This window comes from Oceanobacillus sp. AG (assembly GCF_009746545.1).
Classification (GTDB): Bacteria; Bacillota; Bacilli; order Bacillales; family Amphibacillaceae; genus Oceanobacillus; species Oceanobacillus indicireducens.
In genome coordinates, this window is record NZ_WOWT01000025.1 from 50,472 (window position 1) to 63,534 (window position 13,063).

The 13,063-nt window shown below is 38.8% G+C and carries 15 protein-coding genes; 9 read left to right on the forward strand and 6 right to left on the reverse strand.

Translation table 11 applies throughout. The annotated features are described in order from the left end of the window. The first annotated feature begins 701 nt into the window (after positions 1-701). Positions 702-1,214, forward strand: a complete 513-nt coding sequence (locus GN217_RS13670) for a DUF6944 family repetitive protein (protein WP_156857217.1) — start codon at positions 702-704, stop codon at positions 1,212-1,214. A 4-nt stretch (positions 1,215-1,218) separates the two neighbouring features. On the opposite strand, the gene GN217_RS13675 is transcribed toward GN217_RS13670, so the two are convergent. The 3 genes from GN217_RS13675 to GN217_RS13685 form a co-directional block, all read right to left on the reverse strand. Beyond that, on the reverse strand, positions 1,219-1,932 hold the full coding sequence (locus GN217_RS13675) for a class I SAM-dependent methyltransferase (protein WP_370459786.1): 714 nt from the start codon (positions 1,930-1,932) through the stop codon (positions 1,219-1,221). Positions 1,933-1,949: 17 nt separating this feature from the next. After that, positions 1,950-2,174, reverse strand: a complete 225-nt coding sequence (locus tag GN217_RS19435; protein ID WP_156857219.1) for a YppG family protein — start codon at positions 2,172-2,174, stop codon at positions 1,950-1,952. Positions 2,175-2,264: 90 nt separating this feature from the next. Then, positions 2,265-2,522, reverse strand: a complete 258-nt coding sequence (locus GN217_RS13685) for a hypothetical protein (protein WP_156857220.1) — start codon at positions 2,520-2,522, stop codon at positions 2,265-2,267. A 417-nt stretch (positions 2,523-2,939) separates the two neighbouring features. On the opposite strand from GN217_RS13685, the gene GN217_RS13690 reads away from it, so the two are divergent. The 4 genes from GN217_RS13690 to GN217_RS19320 all read left to right on the forward strand — a co-directional run bounded on the left by GN217_RS13690 (position 2,940) and on the right by GN217_RS19320 (position 5,461). After that, complete coding sequence (locus GN217_RS13690) at positions 2,940-3,050, forward strand: YjcZ family sporulation protein (RefSeq protein WP_156857221.1); 111 nt, start codon at positions 2,940-2,942, stop codon at positions 3,048-3,050. Between the two features lie 261 nt (positions 3,051-3,311). Next, positions 3,312-4,658, forward strand: coding sequence for an alpha/beta hydrolase (locus GN217_RS13695; protein WP_198042669.1), 1,347 nt, complete (start codon positions 3,312-3,314; stop codon positions 4,656-4,658). Positions 4,659-4,679: 21 nt separating this feature from the next. Continuing rightward, a complete protein-coding gene (locus GN217_RS13700; protein ID WP_156857223.1) occupies positions 4,680-5,141 on the forward strand; it encodes a DUF3887 domain-containing protein in 462 nt (153 codons plus the stop codon). Positions 5,142-5,344: 203 nt separating this feature from the next. Further along, complete coding sequence (locus GN217_RS19320) at positions 5,345-5,461, forward strand: GntR family transcriptional regulator (protein WP_156857232.1); 117 nt, start codon at positions 5,345-5,347, stop codon at positions 5,459-5,461. Positions 5,462-6,071: 610 nt separating this feature from the next. Here GN217_RS19320 and GN217_RS13710 read toward each other — a convergent pair. The 3 genes from GN217_RS13710 to GN217_RS13720 form a co-directional block, all read right to left on the reverse strand. Then, positions 6,072-6,974, reverse strand: a complete 903-nt coding sequence (locus tag GN217_RS13710) for a glycine betaine ABC transporter substrate-binding protein (protein WP_156857224.1) — start codon at positions 6,972-6,974, stop codon at positions 6,072-6,074. A gap of 67 nt (positions 6,975-7,041) precedes the next feature. Next, on the reverse strand, positions 7,042-7,905 hold the full coding sequence (locus GN217_RS13715; protein WP_156857225.1) for an ABC transporter permease: 864 nt from the start codon (positions 7,903-7,905) through the stop codon (positions 7,042-7,044). Beyond that, positions 7,895-9,091 (reverse strand): quaternary amine ABC transporter ATP-binding protein, encoded by a 1,197-nt coding sequence (locus tag GN217_RS13720; RefSeq protein WP_156857226.1) that lies wholly within the window; start codon positions 9,089-9,091, stop codon positions 7,895-7,897. Before GN217_RS13720 ends, GN217_RS13715 begins: the two co-directional genes overlap by 11 nt. A gap of 616 nt (positions 9,092-9,707) precedes the next feature. Here GN217_RS13720 and GN217_RS13725 point away from each other — a divergent pair. The 4 genes from GN217_RS13725 to GN217_RS13735 all read left to right on the forward strand — a co-directional run bounded on the left by GN217_RS13725 (position 9,708) and on the right by GN217_RS13735 (position 13,061). Then, a complete protein-coding gene (locus GN217_RS13725; protein WP_370459793.1) occupies positions 9,708-10,286 on the forward strand; it encodes a nitroreductase family protein in 579 nt (192 codons plus the stop codon). Between the two features lie 112 nt (positions 10,287-10,398). After that, positions 10,399-10,599 (forward strand): hypothetical protein, encoded by a 201-nt coding sequence (locus tag GN217_RS19440; protein ID WP_370459787.1) that lies wholly within the window; start codon positions 10,399-10,401, stop codon positions 10,597-10,599. After that, positions 10,592-11,200 (forward strand): MBL fold metallo-hydrolase, encoded by a 609-nt coding sequence (locus GN217_RS13730; RefSeq protein WP_370459788.1) that lies wholly within the window; start codon positions 10,592-10,594, stop codon positions 11,198-11,200. The genes GN217_RS19440 and GN217_RS13730 overlap by 8 nt, the downstream gene beginning before the upstream one ends. A 499-nt stretch (positions 11,201-11,699) precedes the next feature. Beyond that, complete coding sequence (locus tag GN217_RS13735) at positions 11,700-13,061, forward strand: IS4 family transposase (protein ID WP_156857227.1); 1,362 nt, start codon at positions 11,700-11,702, stop codon at positions 13,059-13,061. Positions 13,062-13,063: the final 2 nt, after the last annotated feature.

A 13,063-nucleotide genomic window follows, 5' to 3' on the forward strand; every position in this document is an offset into this window, starting at 1 on the left:
ATTCCAACTATCGAAAATAAATACCTATTAGAACTGGATTTAACCTTAACTTAAATACTTTAACTTGATAATCATTGCCTCCTTGATATTTATCCGTGATGCTTTGACTGTTTTGATTATAATTACCGAAATAAGAAAGAATCCATGTTATCGTTAGTATTAAGAAACATGTTACGAAAAGGGTATCAATAAAAGTTAAATGATATATTGCAGTTATCGTCAACACAAATAATAATTGGAGAATCATTGTTATCAATACTGTTATCATTTTTCCTATTTTTGTTTTCACCCTGCTTTTTTCCAATTTACCTGCAATATAGTCCCATAAGAAAGCAATGGAAACAACTAAAATTATAAAAACACCCACTACTCCTATTCTTGTAAGATAATATATGAAAATCACTCCCCTTATTTTGTCTATATGCAGTAAAGCAGAAATAACTGACTGACACATGCCGTTTTCAATAATCTAATTATATCCATCATTGGCATCACTTTCAATATTATTTAAGTTCTTTGTCCCATTTGGTGAAGTAATTTGTAGCGTGAATCTGAAGAAGAATGAAGCGGGTAGTTTAATTAATCCTCACAATTTCTTTTACATCTATATATAATAATTTAAGCACTTTTCTCCGTTTGTTGAGAGAAGTCCCACCCACCTTTCTGATAAGCGTAGAAGTAATTTCGAAAAAGGTGAGCCCATGGTTGTTAATCAAATCGTTATTGGGGCATGGATACAAGCGGTTGGAACGATCATCAATGCAATTGATCCCCCCTTTGTTGAAGATGATGGAAAAGTTATAGCGAAGACCGGAAACATTTTGCAGGCTGTTGGAAGTGCTGTAATGGCGGATGCTACAATTAACCCTGAAAGCAAAATTGCTAATAAGGTACAATCTATTGGAAATCTCTTTGTTATTACAGGGTTATATAAAGAGAATGCCAATCTTGAAATTAGAGGTAATCTTATTCAGGTGGCAGGGGGTGGCCTTGCGTTAGTACCGGCAATAATAGAAAATGATTTTATTGCTTTTCAAGGGGATTTTTTACAGGTTGTCGGCAATAGCATTCAAGCAATCTCTGGAATAAAGGAACAAACGGAAAACGTAGATGCTAGTTTATTAGACGAAGTGGGGGCGTGGACCCAAGCCATCGGGGCGGTGATTTCTGCAATTCAACTTCAAAGAGAATATACTACCTCTAAAAATGAGTAAGTGACTAGCTGCTACATCGGAATATACGATAACCTAAATTATCCTTATAGAAATTTGATAAATACTCATGTTCCTTAAGGATATTAAAATATTCATGGCTTACGTTTTCTGATGGAGAAAATTCAGTAGCATGTTTTAAATCATGTTCATCAAATTTTATTGTAGGTTTTTCGACGCTTACTTGCTCGAACCCTCCTTGCCGTAGTAATCTTACCCACTCATTTTCACTCAGTAATTGTGAAAATCCGTAGAAATCTTTTATTTTCTTCTCTTCTTTTTCAGATAATGGTTGTTCATGTACTATCTCAATCATCAGCAATTTACCGCCCTGTTTTAATAAGCGTTGGCATTCAGAGATGGATAAGGCAATATTGGTAAAGGACAGAACAGATTCGGAAAGAATAAAATCAAAAGAATGATCAGCAAATGGAAGTCTTTCAACATTTCCGTGGATGGTTTCAATAACTGAATTTATCGCAGCAAATCTTTGTTTCGCTTTATCCAGCATTATATTGCTATTATCCAGAGCAACAACATCGCATCCATAATGTTCGGCAATATAAGCAGAGGTTTGACCAGTTCCACATCCAATTTCCAGGATGGATTTACTTTGATCTATCGCTTCCCCGGAAAGAATTTCTTTTGTTAGTTTTAGGCCCCCTGGATGTGCTCCACCAATTCCGAGTACGGCTAAACAATCAAGGTACGTATGACCCAATAGCATTTCCCCCTTATTTATCTTCTTATAAATCTTGTAATATACGGGCTCACCTGATTGTATAAATCCATGGCTTTTCTTCCAGTTTTAATCATTTTGTCAAAATCCCAATCCCCATCGGGAGTCCACATATTTGTAAACAAGCTGGAATCCCTTGGAAACCCGTGTCTATGCCTAGGTGCCCTTCGTTGTTGTCTATATGGATAGAACGGCATAGGTCGTCTTGGTCTTTCTGGAAACATGTATTCGACCCCTCCAATACATAACTTTTAACTTGAAGTGAAAAGGAACAAATGGCTTGAATATTTTTCAAGCCATTGTGGGATAAAGGACTACCAAAAGAATAATGATGCTAAAGCTATACCGGCAATTGCTCCTAATGCTATTCCAAAGCCAAATCCATATCCATATCCATAATATCCATAACCAAAACCACCTAAATTTCTATTTGACCGAATTGGTTCTAAATATACTCTTCTACGGTCAACGTGGCGGATAATTCCATGATGAACCCTTCCATCATGGGTTCTTATTCTTACAGCTCTTCCCATATAATGATTACACAATTTATGATAATGTTCAACGGACACAATGTCACCTCCAAAATATTTAAAGTTCTTAATATTGTATGCAGTAGTAATAAATATTAAAGGGACAGTTATACTGGGGTTTTCGCCAAAATAATAAGCAAAAAAACCATAAAGTGAAACTTCATTCAGTGGGGAATTCCTTCCCTCCCCACTGAATGTTAGTTGAACAGAATCAGGGATTTACGGACTGTATATTCCCCACCCTCACAAGTTGGGGCTTCCCTCATGTATAGAGGTGGGGGAATTACAGACCGTTAATGCGTGAAAAATGTATTACGTGAACAATTGGTATTTCAAATATTCAATAACAAAAATCTCTAGTAATGACTTCCATATTGTCATCACTGGGTTACTAACTATAACCGTTTTTATTTTATTTCATATAGTAATCGTATCAAGGGATAGGAGGTGTTATGAATGAGTGAAGTGAAAGGATATGGTGGATATGGCGGAGGTTTCGCCTTGATTGTTGTGTTATTCATCCTTTTAATTATTGTAGGTACATCCTATGTTGGCTGGGGCTATTAGGATTCGCCTGCAACCATTGATTCTCTCCCCGTCGGAAAAGTGTATACTTTACCACTTATGTGCATTTGGATTAATCAGGTCTATCTGATTAATCCTTTTTGCATTATGGTAACATAGAAGAAAGGAAAAAACGGATCTTATTCAATTTTATTAAGTGAAACAATGAGCAAAAATTGTGATGATTAGTTAAGTAAAGACGAAACCTTTTTCTAATTATTCCGTAATACAAGTGATTGAACATACATAATGGAGGTAACGCCCATGCGTACGAATTGGCTAATGCTGGGGTGCTTGATAATCCTTGTTTTATTAATAGGTTGTGCTAAAGATGATCCGCCGGCACCGACAGTTGAAGAAGCGGGGGAAGAAGTGATAGGTTTATTACAAGCAGGGGAATATGATAAGCTATATGAAATTTGGTTTTCCAATGAATTGCAGGAATCATTGTCTGCGGTTGAACTTGCGCGCGATTGGGAAGAGAAAGTAACAGAGGGAGACTTTGTTGAATTAAGTTCCTTGCAAGCGGACAACCTGACGGAAGATCTGGATGTTGTAGAAGCGAGTCTTGAGTACACAACGGATTACTTTGATATTCGCTTGATTTTTAATAAGGAAACGCGTTTAGTTGGCTTGAGTTTAGCAGACGGATTTACTAAAAGGGAGTTGCCGGAATCGATTAAAGAAGAGGAAATAATTGTTGGCAAGGAAACAGAATATGAGCTAGAAGGACTGCTTACACTTCCTAAAGAAGGCGAAGGAAAATTTCCTGCAGTGGTGCTCGTTCATGGTTCCGGACCATCAGATCGAGATGAGACAGCTTTTGCCTACAAGCCGTTCCGCGACCTTGCTTGGGGACTTGCGGAACAAGGGATTGCTGTTATCCGGTATGATAAGCGCACCCTTGCGTACGGTAACGAGATGGCTAAACATACAGCTCATCTGACGGTTTATGAAGAGACGGTAGAAGATGCGATTCGGGCTGCTGAATTAGTGAAGTCTGATCCCCGTATTGATCCGGAACATGTTTACTTGGCAGGTCACAGTCTTGGCGGAATGCTCGCGCCTCGGATCGATGCAGAAGGCGGTGACTTCGCTGGGCTTATCAGTCTTGCTGGCTCTCCTCGCCCTTTATGGGAGATTATTTATGAACAGAATTTATACCTGATTGAAAAACTCATCGCAAATGAAGAGGAACAGAAGGAACAGCTGGCGTCCGTAGAAGAAGAGTATCAGAAGGCCCAAAACTTACAAAAGCTGACGACAGAGAAGTCCAAAGAAGTTACTGTATTTGGGATAAATGGCTATTATTTAAAAGAAATGGCTGAATATGATGTCCAGTCGTATATCGGAGAATTGGATAAGCCGTTACTAATCTTGCAAGGCGAGGACGATTTCCAAGTTTTCTATGATAAAGATTATGCATATTGGCAAGAATTATTGGAAAATCATGATGACGCAACGTTTATCAGCTATCCCGGATTGAATCATTTTTTCATTGCTTATGAAGGAGCGGGAGAAGGGACGCTTCGGGAATATGAATATCCGAATCAAGTGGATGAAAATGTGATACAAGATATTGGCGAGTGGATTTTGGAAAAATTTAACTAAAATAAGGAGTGGACAGTCTTTATGAAGAAATTACAGGTGGTAAGTTTTTTACTAATAGCAGCAATCTTATTTTTAGCAGGCTGTAGCGGGGGAAAAAACACGGAGGAATCCGTAGAAACTCCAGAAGAAGGTATAGAGCCAGCGGAAGAACAGACGACGGATGAGAATGGAGACGGTACGAGGGATGAAGCAGTTGTCGTCGCGGAAGAATTTATTGACCAATTGAGTGACGGGCAATACGAGGAAGCAACGGAAAATTTTGATGAAACGATGGCTGCACAAGTCGGAGCAGAAGAACTTCAAGAAATATGGGGGAGTCTGGAAGAGCAGCTCGGTGATTTCATTGCTTTTGAATATAAGGAGACGGAGGAAGTGGAAGACCATGAAGTGGTATTAATTAAAGGAGTCTTCAATGACGCGGATATCACCTTCCAGGTAACGGTCAATGAAAATATGGAAATCGCTGGATTTTATATGGTCTAGAGGAGCAGCCTAAAAAAGATTGAAACTCGTGAGGAAAAAACGCTGCTTTCAACTTTTCACTTCATATTCCTTCCTTGCTGCGATACAATTTAGAATAGTGAAGCTCGCGTAAGGAAGACGTTAACATGTCTAAACAAAAGAATCTGCAAATCGGTACTCGGGAAATGTTACATAACCAAGTTTGCAGTATTTGAAGAAGTGCTATTTTAAGAGGAGACTTTGAGCCGAGAAAATGGCTTGTGCAAACGGAACTCGCAGAAATGATCGGGGTAAGCAGAATGCCGATTAGAGAGGCATTACGGACACTTGAAATAGAATGACTCATTACTATGAAGCCACACACAATCAGATCTACTCCTTGTTCTCGCTCGCACAACTCCTTCAGAGAAAGTAAAGAAGAAATCAGACGGAATCAGTCTTTTTCTCGTGGATTTACGCAAAATCAGGGGAAATCAGCCGGATGCTCTTGTCGTCGAACAAATTTAGAGAGACAAGGATGTATCAAGTCGCTCCGGTGAATGATAATATGATTTTGGCTTATCTAGGTCAGCATGTGTTAGGATTGCCACGTTCGTATTAATTGGTTTGGCTGACCGTTAAATTGTTGCTATTCATGCATAAATCGGTTATATTTAAAATAGAATATGGAGGAGGCAAGGGAGTTTATTCCCTTGCCCATAATAGCTGACTATCGCTTGCCCGAGCGATGGTCTTTCTTTTTTCTTGCGTTTAGTAGAGCCGATGTCAGATTAACTACTGCGGTTACCAGTGCAAGGAAAGCTACTATTATTGCCATTGCCTCCATAGGTCCACCCCCTTTCCCGTTGGGGGTAAGGCAATTATATCATAATAGGAACTAGTGTTCTATAGTAAAAACAATCTATTTTTCAAAGTAAAAAGGACTGGTAACTATACCAGTCCTTTTATCAATTATTCTTCAATGCCTTCTGTCCATTCGTCTACTTTATCTTGGTTATTTTCTACCCACTCTGCGGCTGCATCTGCAGGGTTAGCACCATCTGATATTTTAAGCATGACTTCTTCCATATCTTCTGTAGACCAGTGGAAGTTATCAAGAACTTGATAAACTTCCGGAAGGTCCTCTTCTAGACCCTCACGTACCATAGTGTTGATTGTTTCAGCTTCACCGAAAGTACCTTTTGGATCATCTAGATATTTCAGATCAAAAGCTTGGAACTTCCAGTGTGGAGACCAACCAGTTACAATAATATCTTCTTCATTTTCATAAGCAGTTCTTAATTCGGTCGTCATTGCACCACTTGAAGAAGTTTGAACCTCCCAGCCGTCTAAGTTGTCATACTCTTCTACAGCAAGCTCAGAAGCAGCAACTACTCCAGCACCTGGTTCGATGCCGGTGATAATTTTGTTAGCTTCATCCGATAAGTCTTCGATTGAGTCAACATCCATATAGCTTGGAACAACTAAACCAATTTTCGCTCCTTCTAAATTAGGGCCAAGGTCAATCATCTGATCACCATAGTTTTCAAATTGAGCTTCGTGTGTTCCAGGTAACCAAGCAGCAACCATTCCGTCTGCTTCACCGTTAGCAACGGCTTCCCACATAACAGCGTTATCTAGAGGAGTTAATGTAACATCAAATCCTAAGTCTTCTAAAACTTTACCAACAACATGTGTAGAAGCGATCTCTGTATCCCATTCTACATAAGCTAGTTCAACTTCACCATTTAAAGAACCAGCAGCATCGTCGCCTGTTTCAGATGAGCTATCATCTCCGGAGCCACAACCTGCAGCAAATAGTGCCGTAGATAAGCCTAATACAACCCCTAGACGTTTCCAATTGAACTTCTTCATTATATAAATCTCTCCTTTATTAAAACTCATTACTATTTATGGAACATTTTCCGTGGAAAAGATGCCATTAGCTTGATTTCTTCTCTTTACTTAAGTTTTGCGTCATACGGTCAATAACAATTGCAAGAATAACGATTCCTACACCAGATACAAATCCTGGACCTACTTGAGAACGTTGTAAGGCAGATAGTACTTCTCTACCAAGACCTGGTGCTCCAATCATCGAAGCGATAACTACCATAGATAATGATAACATTACTGTTTGGTTAATGCCAGCCATGATGGTTGGGCGAGCCATTGGAAGTTCTACTTTGAATAGTTTTTGTGAACCGGTACTTCCGAACGCATCGGCTGCTTCCACTAGTTCAGCAGACACCTGACGGATACCTAAGTTGGTAAAACGAACGGTTGGTGGTGTTGCAAAGATTAATGAAGCAATTACACCCGGTACCATTCCAATACCAAAGAAAGCAACGGCAGGAATCAAGTAAACGAATGCCGGCATCGTCTGCATGAAGTCAAGTATCGGTGTGATGATAGTTTCGGCAATCTTACTTTTAGACATCAGGATTCCAACCGGTACACCGATGATGATGGAAAGTAAACTCGCTACAATGACGAGCGTGATCGTGTTCATCATCTGATCCCAATACCCTTGGTTATAAACAAACCAAAGTCCAACGATTGAGAATGCAGCAAGGCCGAGCTTTTTCCCTGTTATGAAAAATGCAATAACTGCAATAAGTAGGATGAAAATGAATGGCGGGATATTCATCAATACAGTTTCTGAAATGAATTCCATAAGATTACCGAAGTGCTGCTTAATTGGGTTGAATAAAAAGGAAAATTTATCTGTTATCCAACGAACAGCATCAGTAACCCCTTCTGAAACAGGAATTCTTGGTACGATACTAGAAATATTAAGCACCATTTGTCACCTCTCCTTCTCCAGCAAGTGCTGCAATTACAGCACCTCGCACAATAATACCTAATAGCTTCCCATCCTCGACAACGGCTACCGGGGTCTGGGAGTCATAGATGATAGAGAAGATATCCTGTAAAGGTGTTTCTTTATCTACTTTCGGTATATCTGTACGAATAATTTCATTTAAATCCCTAACATCTTCATTTCTTGCTTTTGAAGCGTCGTCTGCTGTTACATAACCTTTTAATTTACGGTTTCTATCAGTTACGAGAATGCTAGAAATACCTTCCTCACGCATTCTTTCCAGTGCGACCCGTGGACCATGTCGTTCAATTTGAATGGTTTCTGGACGCTTCATGATATGGTGGGCTGTTAACACTTTGGATTTATCAACATCTTCAACGAATTTCTCCACATAATCATTTGCGGGATTTACTAAAATTTCTTCTGGTGTACCGATTTGGACAATGTTCCCGTCTCTCATTAAAGCAATCCGGTCACCTAGACGCAATGCCTCATCCAAGTCATGTGTAATAAATAGAATGGTTTTCTTCATTTTCGACTGTAATTGGATGAGTTCATCTTGCATTTCTTTTCGAATTAGTGGATCAAGTGCTGAGAAAGCTTCGTCCATTAGAAGGACCTTGGGGTCATTTGTGAGGGCTCGCGCAAGACCAACACGCTGCTGCATCCCACCGGAAAGCTGGCCTGGTTTCTGGTTCAAGTATCCACCAAGTCCAACCATTTCAAGTGCTTTTGTAGCTCGATTTTCCCTTTCCGCTTTATCAACTTTTTGGATTTCTAAGCCGAACGCGGCATTATCCAATACAGTTCGATGCGGGAATAAACCGAATTTTTGGAAGACCATACTTAGTTTTTCACGGCGAACTTCCCTTAGTTGGTTTTTATCCATTTTAGAAAGGTCTTCCTCATCAATATAAATATTTCCTTGTGTCGGTTCAATCAGGCGGTTGATTAATCGTACCAATGTGGATTTACCACTACCTGAAAGCCCCATAATAACAAATATTTCTCCTTCTTCTACAGAGAAATTTGCGCGATTGACTCCGACCGTTGCACCAGTTTCTTTTAAGATTTCTTCCTTCGTGCGGCCTTCGTCTAGAAGTTTTAGTGCTTGTCTCGTATTTCTTCCAAACACTTTGGTTAGATTCTTAACTTCAATAATCGGCATACCTTCACCTCTTTGTGTAATTTTTGTTGATATACAAAGCTAACGATGCACATCTGTATTTTTTTATCCATAAAAATAATCTACCTATTAACTATACGCATTTAAAAACATTAACTCAAACATGGTATGTTCTTGTTTACGTTGATTTAGAATGTAGAGTTTATGCGTCCTAAAGTATAAACCCGTTTATTGGCTCATTTCTCCCATTATCTCTAGAATCCTCCAAATCATTCTGCTTTTAATTCAGAAAATCCTTGTTATCACGCATTAACGGTTTGTAATCCCCCGACCTCTAAACATGAGGGAAGCCTAACTTGTGAAGGTGGGGGATATACAGTCCGTAAATCCCAGATTCTGTTCAGCTAACACTCAGTGGAGGGGGTAAGGATCCCCACTGAATGAAGTTTCACTTTATAAAGTTAGATTTCGCTTCTTATGAATAAACTAAACCTAGAATACTCGTAACTTCAGTCGTGAGCGTTCAAAGAATGTTATGCATGTAGAAAGCAACCAAAGTCATTTTATTCAGTAGTAGTCTATTCATTAGGTTGATTTATACAAGAAATACAGTTTCTTTGTATAATGAGAAGCATGAAGGAGGAAATACATGATGGTTATGACAGAAACGAGGAAGTACAGAACATCCGAATATGATATTGACGAGATGTTTCTTGAGCGCTGGTCGCCGCGTTCATTTTCGGAAAAAGAGGTGCCAGACAATACATTATTAGCTTTGTTCGAAGCGGCCCACTGGGCTCCTTCTACTTTTAACTTTCAGCCATGGAGATTCATCCTTGCGAAGACAGTGGAAGAGCGGGAAGTGTTCCATTCATTCCTTTATGAGGGGAATTTAGCTTGGTGTACACGTGCACCTGTATTAGCGTTGATCATTTCCAAGAAGGAGCGGGATGGGAATGTGATCCGCTCGCATTCGTTTGATACAGGAGCAGCTTGGGCATTCTTAGCTCTGCAGGCGAATAGGAAAGGACTGATTACCCATCCGATGACGGGATTTGATTTCGATAGAGCACGGGACGTACTCGAGATTCCGGATGAGTATAATATAGAAGCGCTCGTCGCGATTGGCTATCAGGATGAAAAAGAGAAACTGCCTGAAGTATTACAAGAGCGTGAACAACCGAACCAACGCATGCCATTAGAGAATTTTATTTTTAATGGAAAGTTTAAAAAATAATGGACGTGCCCAAATGAGAGTTTTATCATTTGGGCTATTTTCATAAAGTGAAACTTCATTCAGTAGGGGTATTACAGACCGTTAATGCGTGATAAAATCAGGAGGAATTCTTATGATTCAATTCCAAAATCAACATATAACTGTTTTCCAAAGTGCTCTATATATGACAACCTCGGCGATTATTCAAGCAGAGGATGCAGTTATAATGACGGATCCAACATGGCTTCCTAAAGAAATAGAAACAATTAGGGCTTGTATTGATGAAATGATTGGTGACCGGCAATTATATATTATTTATACACATAGTGATTGACCATATTATTGGAGCAGGGGCCTTCCCGGAGGCAAAAGTCATCGCTACAAAGGTGTTTCAGCAAAATCCGAATAAAAAAGCAGTATTGCGAGAAATTGAAGCATTTGATCAAATGTATTATTTGAAGCGAAATTATAAATCAATCTATCCATCGGCGGATATTGTTGTAACCCGAGACGTGCAAACATTAAGGTTGGGGAAAGTGACTTTAACATTTTATCTTGCGCCTGGGCACACAAAGGATAGTTTGTTTACAGTGATTGAGCCTTATGGAATATTTCTTGCAGGTGATTATTTATCCGATGTAGAGTTTCCATTCATTTTCAGTAATTATAGAGACTACGTACAGACGATCCGGACTGCTGAACAGATTTTACATCATCATTCGATTCGGATCCTTGTTCCAGGCCATGGGACTACTACGCAAAGCGAAGAGGAAATCGTAAGTAGGCTTCATTTCTCGAAGTATTATTTAGAAGAACTTCCTCTTGATAATGAAAGTCTGATTGACGTTTTACGTGAGAAATATACTTTTTTTGAAGGGATGAAAAGTATTCATTTTGATAATGCAAGTAGGGTGGTAAGAGAAAGGGATAAATAATACTTTTCCGATGGACGTACAAAAAAACATCTCCGGTCTTATTTGAACATAATACCCTCATTCAAAAATCCGGGAAAATCTTCTTAAATTGAAAGGGAAGTAGAAAAAAATGTGTTATTGGGATTGGGATGAATCTTTATAATGTTTCTTTAAGTTCTTTACTTCAAATAGTGATCCAAAATGAAATAAAATTTAAAAGAAACGAAAAAGGAAAATAGTACGCTGTTTTAGCCAGCAAAAAAACCGCAAAAACATTGAAATCACAACGTTTTTTGCGATTCTTAGTGTCAAACCTGAGAATTTGTTATAAAGTAATTTAATATAACTAACTCAACTTTCGCAGAGTAAAAATGACATCTAACCTTTATCTGGTAAAGTACTTTTGGAAATTCATTATGGACCTTGACATCTGCCTACTATAAAAAAGAAAAACACCTCCACTTTTGGTATAGTTTAATTGTCTAGAAAAAACTACCAAATAGAAGAGGTGCCTCCTACTATGATAGCGAATAATGACCAAAATAATCAAATGCCAACCGAATTAAAATCTGGTTTTAATGAATTAGAGATGCTTAAACATTTGCGGAAAGCCGGTATCACCAAAGGATTTGGGTTTTCTTGTGCTTATTTATTTCAGCTCCTATTTTGTTTGATTTTCGAACAGAAAAATTGGTTCCGATTGCTTGAAAGCAAAAAATCAGAAAGTCTGCCAGGGAAAGACACCATCTATCGCTTTTTAAACTATTCCAAGTATAATTGGCGCCGTTTTTTACTTTCACTAAGTACTTCAACCATTTCTAAAGTAAGTCGGTTGACCAAAAATGATCGTCCAAAAGTGTTAATCGTTGATGACTCTGCCTATGAACGGAACCGGAGTAAGAAAGTAGAATTACTGGCTCGCTGTTTTGATCACGCATCTCAAAAAATGCGTTTTTACAAAGGTTTTCGTATGCTTACGCTTGGTTGGTCGGATGGTGCCACTTTCATGCCAGTCGACTTCTCCTTATTAAGCTCAAAGAAGTCAAAAATCAATGATATTTCGAATAAAGTAGACAAACGCACTTCTGGTTATAAAAGACGGGAAGAAGCCCTACAAACAGCTCCAGAACAACTACCATCTATGATTTCACGGGCACTTTCTGCAGGAATAGACGCATCTTATGTGTTAATGGATAGTTGGTTTACCCAGCAGCCACTGATTCAATCGATTGTGGAACAAGGTATAGACGTTATTGGTATGGTGAAAGCTACCAATCAACGTTATTTAGTTGATGAAAAACGGGTTAATTTAAAAGAACTTTATCGTCTAGCGAAACCAGCATCGGGAAACAAAAGTATCTTGCGCTCTATTCATACAACGATGGCAAACGGAGTACCAGTAAAAGTTGTATTCGTTCGAAATCGCAATAAAAGAAGTGAATGGTTAGCTATCTTAAGTACGGATTGTACGTTAACAGAAACAGAGATTATTCGAATTTACGGAATGCGCTGGGACATTGAAGTCTTTTTCAAGGCGACAAAATCTCTGTTGAAATTACAAAAGGAATTTCAAGGTAGATCCTATGATTCACTAATCAGCCACACGACGATTGTCTTTTCAAGATATATCCTTTTGTCTTGGCAAAACCGCTGTAGTACAGATGACCGCACACTTGGCGGGATGTTTTATGAACTTTGTGACGAAGTAAATGAACTGGATTGGGCAGTTGCATTACAACAACTAATCGAGCTTCTTGAAGATGCTTTGAATAAAACGAACAAGAAATTCAAAAAGTTAATCAAAAGTCAACTACAGTATTGGTTTGCGGGATTACCTAACTATATCAAGGTATACCTGCCTAGTTTGGGCTGCGAAAGTTGAGT